The organism is Pseudomonas sp. efr-133-TYG-23, from assembly GCF_030209215.1.
Taxonomy (GTDB): domain Bacteria; phylum Pseudomonadota; class Gammaproteobacteria; order Pseudomonadales; family Pseudomonadaceae; genus Aquipseudomonas; species Aquipseudomonas rhodesiae.
The window spans coordinates 46,323-69,717 of record NZ_JARVSL010000012.1 but is presented as its reverse complement, the minus strand read 5'-3'; the positions used below and the strand labels follow the sequence as shown (position 1 = coordinate 69,717).

The following is a 23,395-nucleotide window of genomic DNA, read 5'->3' as shown; positions in this document are numbered from 1 at the left end:
GTCCTCAAAGTGCTCGATCGAAATTGTTGTTGTTGTGCTTCGAAAGCCTTGGGTAGTGCTTTATCGGTGGCGGCGCTCCTCCTCTTCCAGCAAAGCCTGCAGAGTGTCCAGACGTGCTCCTTCGCAGGCGATCACCGTGCCTTGCTCAAACACCCGGCGCGAGAGGCCAGTGAGCACGGCGCCCGGTGGCAGTTCGATCTGCAAGCGCACACCGCGCTCGTAGGCGCTTTGCACAGTGCCGCGCCAGTCGACCACGCGGCACAGGTTGAAGGCCAGGTCGTCGCGCAGGTGTTCGGGGTTGTGAATCGGCCGCGCGCGGGTGCTGCTCAGGTAGGTGGTGCGCGGCGCTTTGAGCGATACCTGGGCAAACGCTTCGGCCAAGCGCTGGGCGGGTTGCTCCAGCAGCGCGCAGTGGGACGGCACACTGACCGCCAGGCGCCGCGCAACGCCGTTACCTTTGATGCGTTCTGCGACACGCTGCATCGCCGCGTCGCTGCCGGCGATCACGGTTTGGTTGTCGGCGTTGATATTGGCCAGGTACACCGGGGTCTGCGGCGTGTGGACCTCGGCCAGTAGCGCCTCGACCGTGGATAGCGCCGGACCGATCAACGCGGTCATGCCGTAGCCCTGTGGATAAGCCTGCTGCATCAATTCGCCGCGCAGACTGACCAGCCTGACCGCGTCGGCAAACTCCAGGGCACCGGCGACCACCGCCGCCGGATAAGCGCCGATAGACAGGCCGGCGACGTAATCCGAGGTGCGTTGTAACTGGCGTGCATGGCCCACACCGGCGATCAACAGGCACAGTTGCACGGCGCGGGTGCTGGCCAGGGCATGGGCTGAATCGAGCTGGCGTACATCTTCGCCCAGGGCATCGCTGGCTTCTTCCAGCACAGGTTCGGGCAAGGACTGGAGCATGCCTGCTCGCTGGGCACCCTGCCCTGGGAACACCAGCAGGCTGCTCATGCCACGGCCTGCCAGGGGTCGAGCACAAGCTGTGCGCCGCTGGCGGTCTTCAGCAGCACGCGGCGTGAGCCGCTGGCCCATTCGCGCAAGGCGACTGCGCCGAACGGGGTTTGCAATTGCAGATCGACGGGGCACACCGTCGTGTCCAGGATTGCCAGCAGGTCTTCAGCATCGGCGCGTTCAAGACGCTTGGGCGTACGCAGGATCAAATCCAGATCGCTTCGGGCATGCAAGGCTTCGATACCGGTGGCCAATTCAAACCCTGCGCTACCGCTGACGCCCCATGTCTCTTGCTCCAGTACCGAACGCAATTGAGCGAGCGCTTGCAGCGCGGGTAAATCCCGTGACGAAACCACGTCGCGCAGGGCTTCGGGGGCCACGCGCCGCTGCACCGCCGCCAGCGGCATCTCGGCGGCGAAACGCTGCTCACGCAAGCGTCCGCGCACACCGACCGCCACGTAACCCAGTTCGGCGATGGCACGGCGCACCACCACCGGGTGACCGGCGCTGATCGCGTCTACCGCCCAGGCCGGTGCATCGGCAGGCAGGTGCGCCGGGCTCATGCCCCAGAGCAGGTCATGGGCGTTCACCATTGCTCCCGCAGCAGTTGGCGCACATGGCTGGAGGCCGCGCGGTTCGTCGCGCCCAGGCGCCCGCGCAAATCGCTGCTGCCGACATCCTTGATCGCATTCACCAGGCAGTCACTGACCCGCGCCACATCGTCCGCCGTGGGCTGTTCGATCCGGCTGACCGACAAGGTCTCCCACAGCAGACCGAGGCTGGCATAGCTGTCGATGTCATAGGCCATGGGCGGCACGCTGGCGGCCAGGGCTTCGAGCTCCTCAACGCTGCGCAAGGTCACCCGCGCGGCCGAGACCTTGCCCATGGCGTGCACCATCACACCCGGGTCGCGCAGGGCGATCAGGCGGTTGGCCTGATAACCGTGGGCAAGAAACGCACCCGACATGGCCTTGCCCACCAACAGCGCAATCACCGGGTGCCCGGCCAGACGTGCACGGGCATAACTGTCGGCGGCAGCGGCCAGGGCCTGATGGATACCGAGGGCTTCTTCGCGACGGCCGTAGGCTTGGCTGGGCACATCGACGATGGCGATGATGGGGCGTTTGTCGCCACGGGCGATGACCTCATCGACGGCCTTGGCCAGCCCCCAGCCTTCGAGCAGGCCGACTTCGCCATTGCGCGCCCGAGGGAAGCGGTTTTGTACGTCCGTGACCACGGCGACAAAGCGCACCGGTTGCTCACCCAATACACCGTCGGCAACCCTCAGCGACTCCGGCAAACCGTCTACCAGTGGAGCGCCGGCGCTCAATGCGTTGAACCACTGCAACCCTCTCATGGGCGTTCTCCCTGATACAGTTCGCAAACCGCCGCCGGGACGATTTGCGCCGTGGTGTCCAGCTCAGCCAGGCGTGCGAGGTAGAAATCGACCTGCCGACTGCGCTGTTGAGCGGGCAAGCCTGCGTGCATCAACGCGGTGACGGTCTGTTGGATCTGCGCCATATCGTCGGCGACATAACGGTCGACCAGGCCACTGTTGAAGCGCTGCTCACCACCGGTCAGGCTCCAGATAAACGGCCGATCGCGCGAGTCGTATTCGTCCAACCCGGCTTCCTGTTCGATCACCTGCGGGCCATTGAGGCCCAGGCGTGCCTCGCGGGTCACCACCAGATAGCTGCATAACCCCGCGGCGATGGACATACCGCCAAAGCAGCCAACGCTGCCGGCCACCACACCGATCACCGGCTGGTACTGGCGCAGGTCGACTATGGCCGCGTGGATATCGGCAATTGCGGCCAGGCCCAGATTGGCTTCCTGCAAGCGCACACCGCCGGTCTCCAGGAGCAGCACGGCGCGGGTGGGGATGCCGTTGCGGTTATCGTCGGCGGCCAGTTCCAGCGCACCGGCGATTTTTGCACCGCCGACTTCACCGAGGCTGCCGCCCTGGAAGTTACCTTCGATGGCCGCTACTACCACCGGCATGCCACCGATACTGCCCTTAGCGATGATCACCCCGTCATCGGCCTGGGGCACCACGCCCTGGCGGCCGAGCCAGGGCGACATGACCCGTTGAAACGGGTCGATCAACTCGCGAAAGGTGCCGGCATCCAACAGGGCCTTGGCCCGTTGCCGAGCGCCCAGTTCCACGAAGCTGTGTTTGGTCAGCAGGTCAGTCATGGCCGATCTCCTCGAAACCCTGTTCCAGGCGTAGACGCACCACGCCGGGGGTGGCACCGAAGTCATGGATATCAATGTGCATCGCCGGTGGCATCTGTTCTTGGAAGATGCGCTCGAAAAGGTGCTGCCAACGCTGTTCGGCACCGTTCACCGATGTTTGCACCTCAATGGTCAGTCGCCCGGGCGTGCCCGGTTCCAGCAGCACTTCCAGGTCACCGGAGCCCACGCACCCGACCAGCGCGCGGCCTTTGAGCGGCTGCCCGGCGGGGAATTCAAAGGATAAGGTTTCCATCACAACGCTCCGTCGAGGCGGTCGATAAACAGGCAAGCGGCCAGCAAGTCGGCGGCGCCGCCAGGGGACGCATTCAGAGCCAAGAGTTGGTTGTCCAGTTCGTGTAGACGGCGGCGGCCGGCCAGGGTGGCGCTGCCGCCGGCGTCGAGCACCGCTTGGGCGCCGTGTTGCATGGCTTGTAGGCCTTCGGTGCCGGCGCGGTAGAGCACACAGGTGTCGGCCAGCTCGGTCATGATTGCGAGCAAGGCGTCAAGACGCGCGTTCTGCTCACCGGCGTTCTGGCGGCGACTCTTGTGCAGTTGCGGCAAGCCGCGTTGGGTCACGGCGGGGAAGCCCAGCTGCGCTTCTTCACGGGCACCGCGCGCGCCGTAACGTTGCTCGACCTGGGCGCCGTGGCTCAGCGGTTGAGGTGCGTAACGGTCGTTGAGCAGCGCTAAGCGGGCGGCGGTCAGCGTTATGGCACGCGGGGCCAGAGCGGCCGATGCGGTCAGCAAGCCGAGGGCCCAGATCGCACCGCGATGGGTGTTCACCCCACCGGTGGTGACGAGCATGGCCTGCTCGCCGTCGCGGCCAATACGACCGAGGGCTTCGCGCAGTGGCAAACCGACTTCGCCGAACTCAATCGCCGCTTCGGCCATTTCCTTGAACATCGGCCACAGCGACAGCGCCGACGCGTGCATCAGGCCCAGGTGCAAATCGCAGTGGGCGCCATTACCGCGACGGTCCACCAGCGCGGGTTTGGGCGACAGGTCGGCTTCGTCGATCAGGGCATCGACGGCCATATCCGCCAGGCGATCGGCCAGACTCAGTTCGTGCAGTTTGAGGGCGCGCATTTACCAGCTCCTGAATTTGGCGGGCGGGTTGTACAAGCCACCGGACCAGTCCACCAGGTCGGCCACGCTCTTGGCGGCCAATAGCTCACGGGTGGCGTCGGTGCGGCGGATGCCGAGGTCTTCGGGCAAGGCGATCAAGCCTTCGCGGCGCATGCGCGCGGTGTCTTTAGGGTTGTGACGCAGACCAATGGCCGTCACCCCGGCGACGGCGGCGATCATCGCCTGGCGCTCTTCCAGGGACCGCGCCTTGTACAGGTAGGCGATGCCTTCTTCGGTGAGCAAGTGGGTAACGTCGTCACCGTAAATCATGATCGGCGCCAGGGGCATGCCGCTTTTGCGCGCCACCTCCACGGCATCGAGGGTGTCGACAAAGGTCGGTTTACCGCCCTCCTGGAAGGTTTCAACCATCTGCACCACCAGTTTTTTGCCGCGTTCGAGCAGCGCTTGCGGTGCGTCGCCGTGGCGCATATCCAGCCACGCCGGGGTGCCATGGCGACGGCCGCGCGGGTCGTGGCCCATGTTCGGCGCCCCGCCAAAGCCGGCAAGGCGACCACGGGTCACGGTGCTGGAATGCCCGTCGCCATCGACTTGCAGGGTGGCGCCGATAAACAGGTCCACCGCGTATTGGCCGGCCAGTTGGCAGACCATGCGGTTGGAGCGCATGGAGCCATCGCGGCCGGTGAAGAACACATCCGGGCGCGCGGCGATGTAGTTTTCCATGCCCAGCTCGGTGCCGAAGCAATGCACGCTGTCCACCCAACCGCTTTCGATGGCGGGGATCAGCGTTGGGTGCGGGTTAAGGGTCCAGTTGCGGCAGATCTTGCCCTTCAGCCCCAGGGATTCGCCGTAGGTGGGCAGGATCAGTTCGATGGCGGCAGTGTTGAAACCGATACCGTGGTTGAGCGACTGCACGTTGTGTTTTTCGTAGATGCCCCGAATCGCCATCATCGCCATCAGCACATGCACGGGCTTGATGTGGCGAGGGTCGCGGGTGAACAGCGGCTCGATGTAGAACGGCTTGTCGGCCACCACCACAAAATCCACCCAACTGGCGGGGATGTCGACACGGGGCAGGTCGGTGACGTCGTCCACCAACTGGTTGACCTGCACGATCACAATGCCATCGCTGAAGGCTGCGGGCTCGATCAGCGCGGGGGTGTCCTCGGTGCTGGCGCCGGTGTAGATATTGCCGGCGCGGTCGGCCATAAAACCGGCGGAGAGTACGACGTTGGGGATCAGGTCCACCACCAGTCGCGCATAGAGTTCGATGTAGGTGTGGATCGCACCGATTTCCAGCAAGCCATCTTCGAGCAACTGGCTGATGCGCAGGGATTGGGTGCCGGCAAAGGAGAAGTCGAGCTTGCGCGCGATACCTTTTTCAAACAGATCCAAGTGCTCGGACCGCCCGACACTGGGCATGATCATGTGCAAATCGTGAAGTATGGCCGGGTCGGCTTTGGCCAGGGAGCGGGAGAGGAAGTCAGCTTGCTTTTGGTTGTTGCCCTCAAGCACCACACGGTCGCCGGGGAGGATCAGCGCCTCCAGCGCTTGCACGATTCTGTCACTGGGCAACACCGCCCCGTCTGCATACTGCTTGACCCGCCCGAGCCGCCGTAGCTTCTCGTCGCGCCGCCGCGTCCAGCGCGAGTCGGGGGTTATTGTTGTTGTCATGGTCGCTCCACGGGTTTGCTGTCGTGGGCTGTACCTTAGGAGCGATTCAGGGGGCCATCAATCAAGCTGGGCGGCGAACCATTACGGCTGGAGTAATGGAGTATCAGCAAAGGCTTGGCCGAGCCAAAAGAAAATCTAAATGTGGGAGGGGGCTTGCCCCCTCCCACATGTGCTCAGTGGACCCAAAATCTTGCAGAAAAAATCCAAAGCCCCCAGGCCTACAGCCTCATATCAATGCTCACCGCCCCCAAGCCTTCAAGCGGATAGCTGCGGTATTCATAAACCTCCCCACGAACAATGAGATGGAGAGCTCCATCCTTCTGGATCACTTGGACATCAGGCTCTTTGGTTTTTAGAAATGGATGTGCCGAGACCAATGTGGTGAGTATCTCCTGATCATTACCCAGATCCTTATGCACGTAATACCTGTAGGAAAAGCCTACTGTCGTGCCACCCTGCCCGTCACGTGCGCCGTAAATTGAGCTGCCGTTGCCCAAGGAGTGCTTGAGTACCACCTCATCCAACTCCGGTGTACCGGGACTCATCAACCAACCAACGCCCAAGTACCCGAGACACACCACCAGCAGCCCATTGAGCAAGACCTGGACCGGCCACTTAATACCCTTGAGCTCTGGCATATTCGATGCCCTCCTTGATCCAGTGCTGGTCGCTATGGTCATCGCCATAAGGCGCATCACCCCACCAGTCTCCAAACTCCGGCCGAGATGTCCCCGCCGCTTTTTGCGCAGCACCGGCTGCTCTCAATAACACGCCTTCAGGAATCCCCAACACCGTACCGGTAACCCCACAGTTAAAGTTACCGAACACCTCGTACTCGCGACTGTTCTGTTTGTAATCCCAAGGGCCACGCCCTCTGACTTGTGAATAAAACCATGAATAGGTGAACGCCGAACCAGGCTTCAAATGCATCCTGCGGTTGTTGGCCAGGGCGATATTGTCTTGCAGCGAAACGCCTGGGGGCATTGGAGGGACAGCCATTTGCGAGTCCTTGCTGATGGGGTTGAGCGTCAAAAGCTAGCACTCAAAAATCAACAAAAACGCCGAGGCCGTACTTACAGAAATTTCAGGCAGCCATTCGATCCAAGCCTTACGTATAACCCGGGCCTCAGGCAAAGTGCCCACGACTTGTAACAGGCAGAGCATCGGGAGCCGCCGATGATTGAGCGGTTTGCGCGGATTGAGTGAACCTTACAGGCTGTGGGAGGGGGCTTGCCCCCTCCCACATTGGTCTTCACAGGTTTTAGAGTCAGGCCAAGCCTGACTCGACCAGCAAGGCTTCCAGCCCCATCAAATCCGGCACCTTCGCCACATGCTCGCCTACCTGCACCGCTGCCAGCTCCAGCGGGCTGAGCGGCACGTCCACGTAGCTCAACTCGCTGTCGAGCTTGTACGAGCGTGGGATGCCTTGGATCACCAGGGCGATGAACTTCAAGGTTGGCCGCCCGCCCAGGGCATTCAGCACCACGATGCGTGAGCGTTCGCCGACGACAAGGGCTTCGCCGCAAGCAGCTTCAAAGCTGATCAGGGGGATTTGCCGCTCACGCCAGGTGACTTGCCGCAAGTACCAAGGCGGGGCGTCGCTGGCCGGTTCGCCGCGTTGGAAGTCGATCAGTTCGGCGATGGCGACGTTGGGCAGGATCAAATGCCGGTCGGCCAGGGGCAGCAGCAAGCCGGTGACTTGGCTGGCGCGGTGGTCAAGCATGGGACTTGCTCCAGTAGGCGATGCTCTCCAACAGCACCGACTCCTGGTACGGCTTGCCCAGGTAGTCGTTGACGCCGATGGCCATGGCGCGGTCGCGGTGTTTCTGGCCGGTGCGCGAGGTGATCATGATGATCGGCAGGCGCATCAGCCGTGGGTCGTTGCGCACTTGGATCGCCACTTCGAAGCCGTCCATGCGGGGCATTTCGATGTCCAGCAGCATCAAGTCCGGGGTGTGTTCTTCAAGCACGGCCAGGGCGTCGATGCCGTCCTTGGCGGTGAGCACGTTCATGCCGTTGCGTTCCAGCAGGCGGCTGGTGACTTTGCGCACCGTCACCGAATCGTCGACCACCAGCACCAGCAGCGGGCGTTTTTTCAACGGGTCGTTGAGGATCAGCGGCGCATCGCTCGCCTGGGCCGGCAACACTGGTGGCCGGGCGCGGATATGCGCCAGCAGGTCGATGATCAGCACCACGCGACCGTCCCCCAGAATGGTCGCCCCCGACACGCCTTTTACCCCGGCAAATTGCGGGCCCAGGCCCTTGACTACAATCTCGCGCGTACCGGCCATGGCGTCCACATGCACCGCCACATGCCGCTCATTGCACTGCACCAGCAGCACCGGCACCGGCTGGTACTGGCCCAGCAGCTTCGGCCGCGTGACGGTGTGCAGCAGGTCGCCCAAGTAGAACAGCTCATAGCGCTGGCCGGCGTACTCGTAGCACGGCGGGTCCTGCTGATAGTGGCCCGCCAGTTCATGGGGCAGCACACGCACCAGGCCCTCGATGGTGTTGAGCGGGATCGCGTATTGCTCGTCCGCGCACTGCACCATCAAGGCACGATTGACCGACACGGTGAACGGCAGGCGGATGCGAAAATGCACGCCCTGTCCCGGCGTCGAGTCGATCACCATCGAACCGCCGAGCTGGCGCACTTCTTCATGCACCACGTCCATGCCCACGCCGCGCCCGGAAATCTGGGTGATTTTTTCCGCAGTGGAAAAGCCCGGTTGCAGGATGAACTGCAACACGTCGCGGTCGCTGATCTCTTGCTGAGGGCCCAGCAGGCCGCGCTTGATCGCCTTGCGCCGCACCGCGTCCAGCGGCACGCCGGCGCCGTCGTCGCGCATGTCGAAAATGATATCGCCGCCTTCGTGGGTCAGGTCCAGGGTGATGCGGCCCTTCTGCGGTTTACCGGCGGCCAGGCGCACCTCCCGAGACTCCAGGCCGTGGTCGACGGCATTGCGCAACATGTGCTCCAACGGCGCCACCATGCGCTCCAGCACGTTGCGGTCCATTTCGCCCTCGGCATTGCCGACGACGAACTCGACATCTTTGCCCAACTCACTCGCCACCTGCCGCACGATGCGTTTGAGCCGTGGCAGCATGCGTTCGAACGGCACCATACGGGTGCGCATCAGGCCTTCCTGCAACTCGGTATTGATGCGTGCCTGTTGCTGCAACAAGTTGTGCGCATCCTGGTTGCGCCGCTCCAGGGTTTCCTTGAGGTCGAGCAAGTCCGAGGCCGACTCGAACAACGCGCGGGACAGCTGTTGCAGTTGCGAGTGGCGGTCCATTTCCAGCGGGTCGAAGTCTTCATAGCCCAGGCGCTCAGCCTCGACCTGTTGGCGACTGAGAATGCGGCCCTGGGTTTCGGTGTCCAGGCGGCGCAATTGGTCGCGCATGCGCTCGATGGTGGTTTCCACCTCGTTGAGGGCGACACTGGCATCGTTGATCTGCTGCTCGATGCGCCCGCGGAAGATCGAGGTTTCGCCGGCCAGGTTGACCAGATCATCGAGCAGATCCGCCGAGATTTTCACCGTATCGGCGGCCGGGTCCACCGCCGCCTCGGCCTTGCCCGCCGGCAATGCCACCGGTGTCGGCGATTCGTTGCTGGGGTGCACCAGGCTCTTGATGCGCTCGATCAGTTTGTCCACCGAGCCCACCGGCAAGCCGTCGGCCACCGCGTCGATCATCTGCGCCAGGCGGTCGTGGCAGCCTTGCAGCAGCGCGAACAGCTCCGGGCTCGCAACCAGTTGGCCAGCGGACAACCCTTCGTAGAGAAACTCCAGTTCATGGGCCAGGTCGCCAATCGGGCCGATCTCGACCATGCGCGCGCCGCCCTTGAGGGTGTGCAGGTCGCGCAGCAGGGTTTCGACCTCCTGGCGGCTGCTCGGCTCGGCCTGCCAGCGCAGCAGCGCGGCGCCGGAGCTATCAAGGATGTCGGCGGCCTCTTCGAGGAAAATCTCCAGCAGTTCCGGGTCGGCGCTTGATGCTTCCACCGCCGGTACCGGGGCCGTGGGGGTGCCGTTATGACGCAACGCCCGGACCTTGGCGACCAGTTCCGTGCTGTCGCTCAAGGGCTGGTGCTGGTGCAGCTCTTCCAGTTGCAGCGCCAGCCGTTCATGGCTGGCCATCAACACCTGTGAGAGTTCGTTGGAATAGTTGTAGCGACGGTCGACCAGGCCTTCGTAAAGGCATTCCAATTCGTGGGCCAGCTCGGCCACCGCGTCGATCTCGGCCATGCGCGCGCCGCCCTTGAGGGTGTGCAGGTCACGCTGCAACGACGACAACGGCGCCATGCTCTCGGGCTCCAGCAACCAGCGCTTGAGGGACTGCCCGGCGCTGTCGAGGATATCCACCGCTTCTTCCAGGAAAATCTCGACGATCTCGTCGTCCACAGTGGTGGCGTGATCCAACTGCCGCGTCGCCGCGCCCAGTTCGGCGATGCTCGGCGCACCGCCGCCCTGGTGGGTGATCAGGCCGGTGGCGGACGGATCGAGGGCTTCGTCCAGCAGCTCGCGCAAGGCGTGTACCCGGGCCGGTGCGGGGCTGATTTCCTGGCCGGCGGCGAGCTGGTCGAGCATGTTGATCAACGCGTCATGGGCCTGTTCGGCCTCTTGGAAAAACCGCGCGCTGACTGCCAGGCTGCTTTCTTCCACGGCGCCGTACAGGTCGAGCAAGGCTTCGCAGAGTTCGTCGATGGCATGCAGGTCGGCGTGCTGCGCGCCTTCGCCGAGGGTGGTCAACTCATCCAGCAAGGCCGTGAGTTCCTGGCGCTCGCCGGGGTGTTGCTGCCAGCGACGCAGCAGGTTTTCGGCGTCGAGCAGGATATCCATGCCCTGGGCCAGGAAGTCAGCGATCAGTTGCGGATTGCGCTTGATGCGCGGGCCGGCGGTGGGCGCATCAAGCAGCGCCTGGAGCTGGCGTTCGAGCAACTGTTGGGTGCGAGCGATCAGGTCCGCCGCGCCTTTGATCGGCGCCAGGGGGTTGCTGTCCAGCTGGCGCAACCCCCGCTGGAACAGGCCTTCGGCTTCCAGCAGCAGTTCCACTTCATCCAGATCCAGCGGCAGGCGGTGAGCCTTGTATTCGCGGGTCAGGTGGTCGAGCGGCCGCGCCAGTTCGGCGATGGGCGACACACCGGCCATGTAGGCACTGCCCTTGAGGGTGTGCAGGGCGCGTTGCAGTTCATCGCTGACTTGCAGCGGCACATGCTCGGCGGCCTGCTCCAGGAAGTGGTTGAGGCTGTCGAGATGGCTCTGGGCTTCGTTGCGGAAAATCTCCAGCAGCATCGGGTCATGGGCATCAGCGGAGGCCACCGCGGCACCGCTGGCCAACCCATGGGCACGAGCGGCCAGGGCGTCGACTTCATCGCGCTGGCGTTGGGCGCCCTGGGCAAAATCGGCAATCAATTCCGGCAACAGTGCCACGGTTTCATCCAACACCTGTTGCACCTCGGGGCCCAGAGCCACGCTGCGCTCCAGTACGCGGTTGAGCAGGTTCTCCACCGCCCAGGCCAGCTCCGCCAGCACCAGGGCGCGCACCATGCGGCCGCTGCCTTTTAGGGTGTGGAACGCGCGGCGCATCTCGCTTTGGGCGGTTTTATCCGCGCTGTTCGGCAAATAGCGGTGCAGCACCTCAAGGACTTCCTCAGTCTCTTCGAGGAAGACCTCACGCAGCTCGTCGTCGATAGGCGCTTCGGCGGCGGGCGGCGGCAACAGGCTGCCGGGGCGCTGCAACGCGGGAGGGTTGAGGCGCGAGGTGGGGCTGGCCAATGCGTCGAGTTGGGATTGGTTGGGGGCCGTGTCGGTGGAGAGTGCGCCGTCCGGTGCGACCAGCGCCTGGCGCCAGGGTTTTTCCTCCGGCAGGTATCCGAGGGCAGCCAAGCCCTGGGTGGCCAGTTCCAGCACCCGTTCGCCGGCTGCATCCGGGTCTTGGAGCATGCGTTCGAGGTAGTACTCCAGGCTGCTGATCACGTCGGCGAAGTGCGCCAACTGCGTCTCGCTCGGCGGCTGTTCGTCGATCATCAACTGCGCATTCACATAATCGCTGCAACCGCGCATCAGGCTGGCCGCCCGTGGCAGCGGGATCATGGCCAGCGCGCCGCGCACCTGGCTCAGCAGTTCCGGCAGGGATTCCAGGCGCTGGCGGTCCCAGTCGGCGTCGAGGCAATCGATCACCAGTTCTTTGGCCTGGCGCAGGCACTGGCAGGATTCGCGGATCACCAACTGGTGGATCTGGGTCAGGTCGGTGGTGGGCAGGCGGCTTTCTTCGCGGCTTTCCGGCTCAACGGTTCCGGCCATACCGGCCAACGTGGCTTCGACATACAGCAACGCGCCGGCCACATCCATCAGCACCGCATCGTCTGGTTCACGATGCCCCTGGGCCAGGCTCAACACCACGGCGAGCTGGTCGATGATCACTTTGCGCGGCTGGCCGAAGCCCAGCACCGCCAGGGTATCGGCGATCTGTCGCAACGGCGCCAGCAGCGCCTCAAGGTCACTGGCGTGCTGACGGTCGCTGCGCACGAACAGGTCCAGACGCTCCTTGACCCGCACCAATTCCTCGCACAAGGCGCCGAGTACCGACCCCATGGCATTGCGATCGGGCCCGGCCATGCGCGCGCGCTCGGCATCCACCACGGCGCTGTCAGGCAAGGCTTCGTCCAGGCCGTAACGTTCTTTCAGGCTCTGCATGCGCGGCGTCGGCCGGGTGACCTTGGCGACATAGAACAGCAGGCTTTTGAGTAACTCATCCGGTGCCGGTTGGTTGATGCCGTTGATGCCTTGGGCCAGCAGGCGCTTGAGTTGCTTGTCGCTGGCCTTGAGCAGGCTGCGCAGCGCCGGGCTGTTGGCAATCACGCCAGTGAGCATGCCCTCCACCAGCGCCGAGGTCACTTGCCATAACGGCAACAGTGGCGCGCCCTGGCACAGCGCTTCGAGACGCGCGAACACCCGCGCCATGTCTTCCAGATTGCTCGGGCCGTGATCTTCGCGCAGCAGCCCGACCAAGGCCTGTTGCAGCAGGTGGTGCCATTGGCGCAACTGGGTCGGCAGATCGGGCCCGGCGCGCTGAGCCAGGGCTTCTTCGGGTAAAGGTGCGATCGACAGCAGTTGCGGGCTGAACAGGCTGGTTTCCGAGAGCAGGCTTTCACCGCGCGCACTGCGCAGGTCGTTGAGCAGCGGCAGCACCACCAGCGGCAGGTCGCGGCGGGCGCTGTGTACGCGTTCGAGGTACAGCGGCAATTGGCCGAGCGCTTGTTGCAGCAGGCCGATGCTCTCATCGCGCTGCCCCACCTGCCCGTCGCGCAGGGCCAGGGCCAGGGCCTCGATCTCCTCGGCCAGCAGCGCCGCGCCGTAGAACTCGACCATTTGCAGCGCGCCATGCACCTGATGGATACCGGCCAGGCATTCGTCGATCACATCGCCGTCGGCGGTTTCGACATAAGCGTCCAGCGCCGAGCGGGCGTGTTGCAGGGTCTCGGCAATGTCGCCCTTGACCCATTCGAGGGCCACGTAGTCGTGCCGGTCAACCATAACTGCTCCGCTTTGAATTCATGAGTTGCTGGTGTTCTTGAAACCTGTACCTATCAACTGTCGACCGGTTTGGGCGGCGGCAGGGTGAAGCCCGACACCGACCGGCGTAACTGGCTGGCCATCTTCGCCAGGTTACCGATGCTCTCGGCAGTGGCGGTGGAGCCCGAGGAGGTCTGCGTGGTGATCTGCTGGATCACATTCATGGTCAGGGAGATCTGCCCCGCCGACGAGGTTTGCTGTTGCGCCGCGTTGGAAATGCTCTGGATCAGCGCCGCCAGGGTTTTCGACACGCCTTCGATTTCCTCCAGCGCCACCCCGGCGTCCTGGGCCAACCGCGCGCCGCGCACCACTTCGGTGGTGGTCTGCTCCATGGAGATCACGGCTTCGTTGGTGTCGGCCTGGATCGCCCGCACCAGGGTCTCGATCTGCCGAGTGGCGGCCGACGAGCGCTCGGCCAGGCGTTGCACTTCATCGGCCACCACCGCGAAGCCACGCCCGGCATCCCCGGCCATGCTGGCCTGGATCGCCGCATTCAGGGCGAGGATGTTGGTTTGGTCGGCAATATCGTCGATCAGGCTGACGATATCGCCGATCTCCTGGGACGATTCGCCCAGGCGCTTTATGCGTTTGGCGGTGTCCTGGATCTGTTCGCGAATGTTGTCCATGCCATGGATGGTGTTGTGCACCACCTCATTGCCCTTGTTGGCGATTTCCACCGAGCGCTCGGCCACGGCCGAGGATTCGGCGGCGTTGGCCGACACCTGATCGATGGACTGGGCCATCTGATTGATCGCGGTGGACGCCTCGGCGATCTGCTGAGCCTGGTGCTCGGACGCCTGGGCCAAGTGCATGGCGGTGGCCTGGGTTTCCTGCACCGCGCCGGCCACTTGCCCGGCGGTGAGGTTGATGGTCGCCACCAGATCGCGCAACTGATCCACGGAATAGTTGATGGAATCGGCGATGGTGCCGGTGAAGTCCTCGGTGACCGACGCCGTCACGGTGAGATCGCCGTCGGCGAGGTCTTCGATTTCATCGAGCAGGCGCATGATCGCGTTCTGATTGCGCTCGTTCTTCTCGGCGGTTTCGTGCAGTTGGCGATTGGTCTCGCGCACCATCACCAGGCCGATCAGGATAATCGAGGTCAGCGCCAGCAAGCCCAGCACATAGCCGCCGATAGTGTCGAAGCTGCGCCCGCTGGCCAGGTTTTCGAAACCGGTGGCCAGGTGCGAGGCTTCATCGAGCAGGGTCTGGGACAGGTTGAAGATATTGCTCGCCGAGGCGCGCACCTGGAACAACTGCGGCGAGGTTTCGAGGATTTCATCCACCGAGCCGGACACGAACTCGAACAACTCGGAGATTTCCGCCAGCCGCGCGCGGGCATCGCGGTCTTCAACCTGGGTGATGCGCAGTCCTGGGTTGCCGTTGAGCATGCCATTGAGCACCTGGCCGAAGCGGTTGGCGTCACGGCCAAAGGCGTCGGCGGCTTGCACGGCGGTTTCGTCGCCGGCCAGCACGGTGTTGACCGCGCCCAAGATACGTTCGGCCAGCAACGATTGGCGCTGGGCCACGGCCACCTGGCTGGCGGGCGCGCCGCGCTGCAACAGGATTTCGACGACTTTTTCCGACTCCATCTGCAATTGCGGCACGGTTTCGGCCAGGGTCGCGGCCACTTGATGCAGGGACAGCACCGTCTGTTCGCTGGCCAGAATCGCGTCGGTGTTCTTCAGCAGGGCTTCCCAATCGGTCTGCACCGCGCGCATTTCGGCGCGCACGGCGCTGGGGGCGGCGGGCAGGCCGGTTTGCGGGTCGCCTTTTTTCAGGTAGCCCCAGCGCTGGGCAAAGTCGTTGCGCGCCTCGCCCAGCAGCTTGAACGCCGCGGCTTTGCCGGCGGCGGCCTCGGTGGCGTTCTTGGCGATACGTTGGGACAGCACGCGCAATTCACCGGCGTGGCCGATGTACTGTTTGTCGTAGGTGGACTGGGTATTGAGGTAGGCGAAGTTGGCGAACAACAGCATGATGAACACGATCAGCGCGATAAACAGCACGATGATCTGCGAGCGGCTACGCGAGCCGGCCTGGGGTTTGACGGTGGTCGCGGTGGTCATGGGGCAACATCCATGAAACCTGGCGTCTGGGCCAGGGCGAACGGGCTGAAGACCTGCCACGACGGGTCGCCGTCGAAATGCCCCTGAATAAACGGCGCGCCCGGCGCGGCGTTGGCCAATAAGGCGTCCTGTGCGAAATGCTGCATGCCCACCACCTCGTCCACCAGCAACCCAACAAACAGGTCATTGAATTCCACCACCAGCACCCGCCGTTGCTTGCGCGCCCTGGACAGCGCCTCGCCAAGGAACCCACCAAGGTCCATCACCGGCAATAAACGCCCGCGCAGGTTAGCCACACCTCGTACCCAGGTCTTGACCCCGGGCATTAAAGTGCAACGTGGCTCATGCAAAACTTCGGCGACTTCTCCCATTGGCGCCACGAACCAATGGGCGCCCACCCGAAAGCCGATCCCGCTCCAGCGCTGCAAGCCGGACTCCTGGGAGGGCAGGTCGGCGGCCAGCAGGCGGCAGCGGCGGTCGATGTCCAGCAACAGCTCGAAGGCGGTTTGCGACTCGGTCATGATGGCGTGCCGTCAGCCGGCCAGCACCTTGTTCAGGGTGGCGATCAGGGTGTCTTCGTCCACCGGTTTGGTCAGGTAATCCTTGGCACCCTGGCGCGCGCCCCAGATTTTGTCGGTTTCCTGATCTTTGGTGGTGATGATGATGATTGGGATGCCGTTGGTTTCCGGCTCTTTGGACAGCTGACGGGTGGCCTGGAAGCCATTGAGGCCCGGCATCACGATGTCCATCAGCACGGCGTCGGGTTTTTCCTGGCGGGCCAGGGCCACGCCGTCCGCGCCGTTTTCGGCCTTGAGCACTTCGTGGCCGTGCTTTTCCAGCATGCCGGTGAGTTTGTACATTTCGGTCGGCGAATCGTCGACGATCAGAACACGTGCCATGGTTTTTCCCCGCTACATTGGTCGGCGCCGGCCCTTGTGAGGCGACGTCAGTGTGCTTGTTCCACTGCGGCGAACCCAGGCACATAGGCCTTGATTGCACCCAGCAGTTCTTCCTTGCTGAAAGGCTTGGTCAAAAACTGATCGACCCCCACGATGCGTCCCTTGGCCTTATCGAACAGGCCGTCCTTGGACGACAGCATGATCACCGGGATCGCCTTGAACGCCGGGTTGTTCTTCACCAGCGCGCAGGTCTGATAGCCATCCAGGCGCGGCATCATGATGTCGACAAAGATGATGTGCGGGTGATGATCCACGATCCGCGCCAGGGCATCGAAACCGTCGATGGCCGTAATGACATCGCACCCCACGTTCTTCAACAGCGTCTCGGCGGTGCGGCGGATCGTTTTCGAATCGTCGATCACCATCACTCTCAAGGCGTTGGAATGCTGTTCCATATCTGCTCTACCATCGCCACAGCGAATCGGTTTTCGGTGTGTACTGCCTGACATTGCCCAAGATGAACGCCGCAAGCCTTGGAATTCAAGGGCTGCTGCGCCGTGGCAGCCTTTTTAGCACAGTCTCGGGGAGCAATCTATCGAGGCACTGGCCAGGTGGTTTTTCCTTGACCCACAACAGCGTCAGCGCCACTCTGACGCCACTTTTATGCGCCCCATTTGCTAGAGGAAATCCCCCATGAGCGTTCGCGTCGGCATTGTCATGGACCCTATCGCCAGCATTTCCTATAAAAAGGACAGCTCGCTGGCCATGCTCCTGGCCGCCCAGGCCCGCGGCTGGACCCTGTTCTATATGGAGCAGCGCGACCTGTACCAGGGTGAAGGCCTGGCCCGCGCACGCATGCGCCCGTTGCAGGTGTTCGCCAACCCTGAAAAGTGGTTCGAACTGCAAGACGAAATCGACAGCCCCCTGAGCGACCTGGACGTGATCCTGATGCGCAAGGACCCGCCGTTCGACATGGAATTCGTCTACTCCACGTACCTGCTTGAGCAGGCCGAACGCGACGGCGTGCTGATCGTCAACAAGCCGCAAAGCCTGCGCGACTGCAACGAAAAGCTGTTCGCTACCCTGTTCCCACAATGCACCCCGCCCACTGTGGTGAGCCGCCGCGCCGATGTGCTGCGTGAATTTGCCGCCAAGCACGGCGACGTAATCCTCAAACCCCTGGACGGCATGGGCGGCACTTCGATCTTCCGGCACCGCGCTGGTGACCCCAACCTGTCGGTGATCCTGGAAACCCTGACCGTGCTGGGTAGCCAGCAGATCATGGGCCAGGCATACCTGCCGGCGATCAAGGACGGCGACAAGCGCATCCTGATGATCGACGGCGAGCCGGTGGACTACTGCCTGGCGCGCATTCCTGCCGCCGGCGAGACCCGTGGCAACCTGGCCGCCGGTGGGCGCGGTGAGGCGCGGCCGCTGTCGGACAAGGACCGTTGGATCGCCGCCCAGGTCGGCCCGACCCTGCGGGAAAAAGGTCTGCTGTTTGTCGGCCTGGACGTAATCGGCGAGCATCTCACCGAAATCAACGTGACCAGCCCGACGTGCATTCGCGAGATCGACAACGCATTTGGCACGAACATCGGCGAAATGTTGATGGCCGCGATAGACGCGAAGCTGCAGGTGGCAAGCTCCAAGCGGCAAGTTTAAGGCCGACCGCGCCAAAGCTTGTAGCTTGTAGCTTGTAGCTTGTCGCTTGTCGCTTGTCGCATGAAGCTAAAAACCAACATTGCGTTATCACGCCGAACCTCGAAATACGCGATGTTGGTTTTTATGTCCCGCCGGTCCGAAACGCATTTGGCACGAACATCGGCGAAATGTTGATGGCCGTGGTAGACGCGAAGCTGCAGGTGGCAAGCTCCAAGCGGCAAGTTTAAGGCCGACCGCGCCAAAGCTTGCAGCTTGTAGCTTGTCGCATGAAGCTAAAAACCAACATTGCGTTATCATGCCGAACCTCGAAATACGCGATGTTGGTTTTTATGTCCCTCCCGTCCGAGCTGCCCCCCGAACTCTCCCACAGTGGCGTGCGCCCGGCTGATCGGCTCGGTTTCACCCTGTTCCTGGCGGCGTTGATTCACCTGGCCGTCCTCCTCGGCGTGAGTTTCACCATGGTCGAGCCCAAGCAGATCACCAAGACCCTGGAAATCACCCTCTCCACCTTCAAAAGCGAAAAAAAACCCGAGAAGGCCGATTTTCTTGCTCAGGACAACCAGCAAGGCAGCGGCACGCTGGACAAGAAAGCCATCCCCAAGACCACTGAAGTGGCGCCTTTCCAGGACAACAAAGTCAATAAAGTCACGCCGCCGCCAGCGCCCAAGCCCGAGGTCAAACAGGCTGCGCCCAAAGCGGCCGTGACCACCGTCGCCCCCAAGCCGCAGAAAGCCCCGACCACGCGCGAAAAGACCAAGACCGAGCCGCAGCCCGAACCGGTGAAACCGGCGCCGACGTTCGACAGCTCACAGTTGTCCGATCAGATCTCCAGCCTGGAAGCCGAACTGGCCAACGAACAACAGCTGTACGCCAAGCGCCCGCGTATCTACCGCCTGAACGCCGCCTCCACCATGCGCGACAAAGGCGCCTGGTATAAGGACGAATGGCGCAAGAAGGTCGAGCGCATCGGCAACTTGAATTACCCGGAAGAGGCCCGCCGCCAGCAGATCTACGGCAATTTGCGCCTATTGGTGTCGATCAACCGCGACGGCACCCTGTATGAGGTGCAGGTGCTGGAATCCTCCGGCCAGCCGCTGCTGGACCAGGCCGCGCAACGCATCGTACGACTGGCTGCACCGTTTGCGCCCTTTACCGGGGACTTGAACGATGTGGACCGCCTGGAAATCATCCGCACCTGGAAATTCGCCAGGGGCGATCGCCTTTCCAGCAACTGATCAGCGCTCACACCCGGCTTGTCAGTTCGCCCCTGCGCCGCCACACTAGCGGGCATGAAAAATGTTAGCCCGACCTACCTCAAGCACCAATTCCTGATCGCCATGCCCCATATGGCCGACCCGAACTTTGCGCATACCTTGACCTACATCGTCGAGCACACCGCCAAGGGTGCCATGGGGTTGGTCGTCAATCGCCCGCAAGAGCTGAACCTGGCCGATATCCTTGAGCAATTGCGCCCCGAAGTCGACCCGCCTGCTCGTTGCCAGGGCGTGCCGATCTACATTGGCGGCCCGGTGCAGACCGATCGCGGCTTCGTGCTACACCCCACCGGGCCGACGTTCCAGGCCACGGTGGACCTGGACGGTGTGTCGCTGTCCACTTCCCAGGACGTATTGTTCGCCATCGCCGACGGCGTGGGGCCCCAGCACAGTGTGATCACCCTCGGCTATGCCGGCTGGGAGGCAGGACAACTGGAAGCCGAGCTGGCCAGCAACGCCTGGCTGACCTGCCCGTTTGACGCCGAGATTCTGTTCGGCACCGCCAGCGAACTGCGCCTGGACGCAGCGGCGGCCAAGCTGGGGATCAACCTCAACTTGTTGACCAGCCAGGCGGGGCACGCCTGATGGCTTTGCGCTTGATCCTCGGGTTTGACTACGGCACCAAGCAGATCGGCGTGGCGGTCGGCCAGGTCATCACCGGCCAGGCCCGCGAACTGTGCACGCTCAAAGCCCAGAACGGCATCCCGGACTGGAATCAGGTCGAAGCCCTGATCAAGGAATGGAAACCCGACGCCGTGGTGGTCGGCCTGCCCTTGAACATGGACGGCACGCCCAGCGATATGTGCCTGCGGGCGGAGAAATTCGCCCGCCGCCTCAATGGCCGCTACAACATCCCCTTCTATACCCACGACGAACGCCTGACCACCTTCGAAGCCAAAGGTGAACGCAGAGACCGTGGCGGGCAGAAGGGCAGTTACCGCGACAATCCCGTGGATGCCATCGCCGCCGCCTTGCTGCTGCAGGGTTGGCTGGATGAAAACACTGCTTTATTTGAATCCTGACTGACGCGGCTTGCCGCGTCTTTTTACGTTTGAGCCCGAACCCTGCCGCCACCTCGACGCGCAAGGCCTAGAAGGAGCCACCATGAGCCTGCCCAATCCCGCCGAACTGATCAGCCAGATGGCGATACGCCTCAAGGCGCACCTGGAACACCGCGGCATCCGAGAACCGCGTTTTATCGGCATCCGCACCGGTGGCGTATGGGTCGCCCAGGCGTTGCTCGAAGCGCTGGGCAGCGACGCGCCACTCGGCACGCTGGATGTGTCCTTCTACCGCGACGACTTCAGCCAGAACGGCCTGCACCCGCAAGTGCGCCCCTCCGCCCTGCCCTTTGAGATCGAAGGCCAGCACCTGGTGCTGATCGACGACGTGCTGATGAGCGGCCGCACCATTCGCGCGGCCATGAACGAATTGTTCGACTATGGCCGCCCGGCCAGCATCACCTTGGTGTGCCTGCTGGATCTGGATGCCGGCGAGCTGCCGATCAGCCCCGATGTGGTGGGCGCCACCCTGTCTTTGGCGGCCCATCAGCGGGTAAAATTGTCCGGTCCCACGCCGCTCGAACTCGAACTGCAAGACCTCGCCCCTTAAACCGCCTTGTAAAGAGTCCCCGCGATGACGCCTCTAGATGCCAAGCGCCCGCTGCAGCTCAATGCTCAGGGCCAGTTGCAACACTTCTTGTCCCTCGATGGTTTGCCCCGCGAACTGCTCACCGAAATCCTCGACACCGCCGATTCGTTCCTCGAAGTCGGCGGCCGGGCGGTGAAGAAAGTTCCGTTGCTGCGCGGCAAAACCATCTGCAATGTGTTCTTCGAGAACTCCACGCGCACCCGCACCACCTTTGAACTGGCGGCCCAGCGGCTGTCGGCCGACGTGATCACGCTGAACGTGTCCACCTCGTCGGCGAGCAAGGGCGAAACCCTGCTCGACACCCTGCGCAACCTGGAAGCCATGGCCGCCGACATGTTCGTGGTGCGCCACGGCGACTCCGGCGCCGCGCACTTCATCGCCGAACACGTCTGCCCGCAGGTGGCGATCATCAACGGCGGCGACGGCCGTCACGCCCACCCGACCCAGGGTATGCTCGACATGCTCACCATCCGTCGGCACAAGGGCAGCTTTGAAAACCTCTCGGTGGCCATCGTCGGCGACATCCTGCACTCGCGGGTGGCGCGCTCGAACATGCTGGCCCTGAAAGCTCTGGGTTGCCCGGATATCCGCGTGATCGCGCCGAAAACCCTGCTACCCATCGGTATCGAGCAGTACGGCGTGAAGGTCTACACCGACATGACCGCAGGCCTCAAGGATGTGGACGTGGTCATCATGCTGCGCCTGCAACGCGAGCGCATGGCCGGCGGCCTGCTGCCGAGCGAAGGCGAGTTCTACCGCCTGTTCGGCCTGACCACCACGCGCCTGGCCGGCGCTAAGCCGGATGCCATTGTGATGCACCCGGGGCCAATCAACCGCGGGGTGGAGATTGAGTCGGCGGTGGCCGACGGCAACCAATCGGTGATCCTCAACCAGGTGACCTACGGCATCGCCGTGCGCATGGCGGTACTGTCCATGGCCATGAGCGGGCAAACCGCGCAACGTCAATTCGAGCAGGAGAACGCCCAGTGAAGCTCAGCATTCTCGGCGCCCGAGTCATCGATCCGGCCAGCGGCCTGGATCAAATCACCGATCTTCATGTGGAAGCCGGCAAGATCATCGCCATCGGCGCCGCCCCTGGCGGTTTCAGTGCCGGTCAGGTTATCGACGCCAAAGGCCTGGTGGCCGCACCTGGCCTGGTGGACCTGAACGTCGCCCTGCGCGAGCCGGGTTACAGTCGCAAAGGCAGCATCGCCAGCGAAACCCGCGCCGCCGCCGCCGGTGGCGTGACCAGCTTGTGCTGCCCGCCGCACACCAAGCCGATCCTGGACACTTCGGCGGTGACCGAGCTGATCCTGGACCGCGCCCGCGAAGCCGGCAATTGCAAAGTATTCCCCATCGGCGCCCTGAGCAAAGGCTTGGAGGGCGAGCAACTGGCCGAGCTGATTGCCCTGCGCGATGCCGGTTGCGTGGCGTTCGGCAACGGCCTGGAAAGTTTCCGCAGCACCCGCACCCTGTGCCGCGCTTTGGAATACGCGGCCACCTTCGATCTGACGGTGATCTTCCACTCCCAGGACCGCGACCTGGCCGAAGGCGGCCTGGCCCATGAAGGCGCCGTGGCCAGCTTCCTCGGCCTGCCGGGCATTCCCGAAACCGCCGAGACCGTGGCCCTGGCCCGTGACCTGCTGCTGGTGGAACAAAGCGGCGTGCGCGCGCATTTCAGCCAACTGACCAGCGCCCGGGGCGTGGCCCTGATCGCCCAGGCCCAGGCCCGCGGTTTGCCGGTGACGGCGGATGTGGCGTTGTATCAGTTGATCCTGACGGATGAGGCGCTGATCGACTTCTCCAGCCTGTACCACGTACAACCGCCCCTGCGCACCCTGGCCGACCGTGACGGTTTGCGCGCAGCGGTGAAGTCCGGCGTGGTCTCGGCGATATCCAGCCATCACCAACCCCACGAGCGCGATGCCAAACTGGCACCGTTCGGCGCGACCGAGCCCGGCATCAGCAGCGTCGAGCTGTTGTTGCCAATGGCGATGACATTGGTGGAAGAAGGCTTGCTGGACCTGCCGACGCTGCTGGCACGCTTGAGCAGCGGGCCTGCCGAGGCATTGCGCCTGCCGGCGGGCAAGTTGGCGGTGGGGGCGGCGGCGGACCTGGTGCTGTTTGATCCGGCCCGTTCTACCGTAGTGGGCGAGCAGTGGCTGTCCAAGGGCGAGAACTGCCCGTTCATCGGCCATAGCCTGCCTGCGAGCGTGCGCTACACCTTGGTGGATGGGCGCATCAGCTACCAGGCCTAAAAGGTCGTCGCGAAAAAGGGTGGGAGGGAGCTTGGCCCCTCCCACCTTTTC

22 protein-coding genes are annotated in these 23,395 nt (G+C 63.4%); 7 read left to right on the top strand and 15 right to left on the bottom strand.

The features are described from left to right. Positions 1-60 precede the first annotated feature (60 nt). From mdcH to pilG, 15 genes are all read right to left on the bottom strand, one after another. Positions 61-966, bottom strand: a complete 906-nt coding sequence (mdcH, locus tag QRN41_RS07375) for a malonate decarboxylase subunit epsilon (RefSeq protein ID WP_167417831.1) — start codon at positions 964-966, stop codon at positions 61-63. Beyond that, a complete protein-coding gene (locus QRN41_RS07370; RefSeq protein WP_167417832.1) occupies positions 963-1,559 on the bottom strand; it encodes a malonate decarboxylase holo-ACP synthase in 597 nt (198 codons plus the stop codon). The genes mdcH and QRN41_RS07370 overlap by 4 nt, the downstream gene beginning before the upstream one ends. Next, positions 1,553-2,323: a biotin-independent malonate decarboxylase subunit gamma gene (gene mdcE / locus QRN41_RS07365; protein WP_167417833.1), complete on the bottom strand. Its 771-nt coding sequence runs from the start codon at positions 2,321-2,323 to the stop codon at positions 1,553-1,555. The genes QRN41_RS07370 and mdcE overlap by 7 nt, the downstream gene beginning before the upstream one ends. Then, positions 2,320-3,162: a biotin-independent malonate decarboxylase subunit beta gene (locus tag QRN41_RS07360; protein WP_167417834.1), complete on the bottom strand. Its 843-nt coding sequence runs from the start codon at positions 3,160-3,162 to the stop codon at positions 2,320-2,322. Before QRN41_RS07360 ends, mdcE begins: the two co-directional genes overlap by 4 nt. Then, positions 3,155-3,454, bottom strand: coding sequence for a malonate decarboxylase subunit delta (locus QRN41_RS07355; RefSeq protein WP_167417835.1), 300 nt, complete (start codon positions 3,452-3,454; stop codon positions 3,155-3,157). The genes QRN41_RS07360 and QRN41_RS07355 overlap by 8 nt, the downstream gene beginning before the upstream one ends. Next, positions 3,454-4,287, bottom strand: a complete 834-nt coding sequence (locus tag QRN41_RS07350; protein WP_167417836.1) for a triphosphoribosyl-dephospho-CoA synthase — start codon at positions 4,285-4,287, stop codon at positions 3,454-3,456. The genes QRN41_RS07355 and QRN41_RS07350 overlap by 1 nt, the downstream gene beginning before the upstream one ends. Then, complete coding sequence (gene mdcA, locus QRN41_RS07345; RefSeq protein WP_167417837.1) at positions 4,288-5,958, bottom strand: malonate decarboxylase subunit alpha; 1,671 nt, start codon at positions 5,956-5,958, stop codon at positions 4,288-4,290. Between the two features lie 218 nt (positions 5,959-6,176). After that, a complete protein-coding gene (locus QRN41_RS07340; protein ID WP_236217672.1) occupies positions 6,177-6,596 on the bottom strand; it encodes a hypothetical protein in 420 nt (139 codons plus the stop codon). Continuing rightward, positions 6,574-6,957 (bottom strand): polymorphic toxin type 44 domain-containing protein, encoded by a 384-nt coding sequence (locus tag QRN41_RS07335; protein ID WP_285421415.1) that lies wholly within the window; start codon positions 6,955-6,957, stop codon positions 6,574-6,576. The genes QRN41_RS07340 and QRN41_RS07335 overlap by 23 nt, the downstream gene beginning before the upstream one ends. Positions 6,958-7,225: 268 nt before the next feature. Beyond that, positions 7,226-7,681: a chemotaxis protein CheW gene (locus QRN41_RS07330; RefSeq protein ID WP_034115350.1), complete on the bottom strand. Its 456-nt coding sequence runs from the start codon at positions 7,679-7,681 to the stop codon at positions 7,226-7,228. Continuing rightward, entirely contained in the window at positions 7,674-13,493 is a 5,820-nt protein-coding gene (locus QRN41_RS07325; RefSeq protein WP_285421414.1) for an Hpt domain-containing protein, read from the bottom strand. The genes QRN41_RS07330 and QRN41_RS07325 overlap by 8 nt, the downstream gene beginning before the upstream one ends. A gap of 53 nt (positions 13,494-13,546) precedes the next feature. Beyond that, positions 13,547-15,598 carry a methyl-accepting chemotaxis protein gene (locus QRN41_RS07320; protein ID WP_123479275.1) on the bottom strand — a complete coding sequence of 684 codons (2,052 nt, stop codon included), beginning with the start codon at positions 15,596-15,598 and terminating at the stop codon, positions 13,547-13,549. Next, positions 15,595-16,119, bottom strand: coding sequence for a chemotaxis protein CheW (locus tag QRN41_RS07315; protein WP_285421413.1), 525 nt, complete (start codon positions 16,117-16,119; stop codon positions 15,595-15,597). The genes QRN41_RS07320 and QRN41_RS07315 overlap by 4 nt, the downstream gene beginning before the upstream one ends. Positions 16,120-16,131: 12 nt before the next feature. After that, on the bottom strand, positions 16,132-16,497 hold the full coding sequence (gene pilH / locus QRN41_RS07310) for a twitching motility response regulator PilH (protein WP_034101258.1): 366 nt from the start codon (positions 16,495-16,497) through the stop codon (positions 16,132-16,134). A 47-nt stretch (positions 16,498-16,544) separates the two neighbouring features. Beyond that, a complete protein-coding gene (gene pilG / locus QRN41_RS07305; RefSeq protein ID WP_034101259.1) occupies positions 16,545-16,952 on the bottom strand; it encodes a twitching motility response regulator PilG in 408 nt (135 codons plus the stop codon). Between the two features lie 238 nt (positions 16,953-17,190). Here pilG and gshB point away from each other — a divergent pair, with 238 nt between their 5' ends. From gshB to QRN41_RS07270, 7 genes are all read left to right on the top strand, one after another. Beyond that, the gene (gene gshB / locus QRN41_RS07300; protein ID WP_167417841.1) at positions 17,191-18,162 is read left to right on the top strand and encodes a glutathione synthase; all 972 of its coding nucleotides are present in this window, start codon (positions 17,191-17,193) and stop codon (positions 18,160-18,162) included. A gap of 329 nt (positions 18,163-18,491) precedes the next feature. Next, a complete protein-coding gene (locus QRN41_RS07295) occupies positions 18,492-19,397 on the top strand; it encodes an energy transducer TonB (protein WP_285421412.1) in 906 nt (301 codons plus the stop codon). A gap of 54 nt (positions 19,398-19,451) precedes the next feature. Next, positions 19,452-20,021: a YqgE/AlgH family protein gene (locus tag QRN41_RS07290; RefSeq protein WP_285421411.1), complete on the top strand. Its 570-nt coding sequence runs from the start codon at positions 19,452-19,454 to the stop codon at positions 20,019-20,021. After that, positions 20,021-20,458, top strand: a complete 438-nt coding sequence (gene ruvX / locus QRN41_RS07285) for a Holliday junction resolvase RuvX (RefSeq protein WP_003176676.1) — start codon at positions 20,021-20,023, stop codon at positions 20,456-20,458. Before QRN41_RS07290 ends, ruvX begins: the two co-directional genes overlap by 1 nt. Before the next feature lie 82 nt (positions 20,459-20,540). Continuing rightward, positions 20,541-21,047: a bifunctional pyr operon transcriptional regulator/uracil phosphoribosyltransferase PyrR gene (pyrR, locus tag QRN41_RS07280; protein ID WP_034139672.1), complete on the top strand. Its 507-nt coding sequence runs from the start codon at positions 20,541-20,543 to the stop codon at positions 21,045-21,047. A gap of 24 nt (positions 21,048-21,071) precedes the next feature. After that, a complete protein-coding gene (locus QRN41_RS07275; RefSeq protein ID WP_034101265.1) occupies positions 21,072-22,076 on the top strand; it encodes an aspartate carbamoyltransferase catalytic subunit in 1,005 nt (334 codons plus the stop codon). Then, on the top strand, positions 22,073-23,344 hold the full coding sequence (locus tag QRN41_RS07270) for a dihydroorotase (RefSeq protein ID WP_285421410.1): 1,272 nt from the start codon (positions 22,073-22,075) through the stop codon (positions 23,342-23,344). Before QRN41_RS07275 ends, QRN41_RS07270 begins: the two co-directional genes overlap by 4 nt. Positions 23,345-23,395 lie beyond the last annotated feature (51 nt).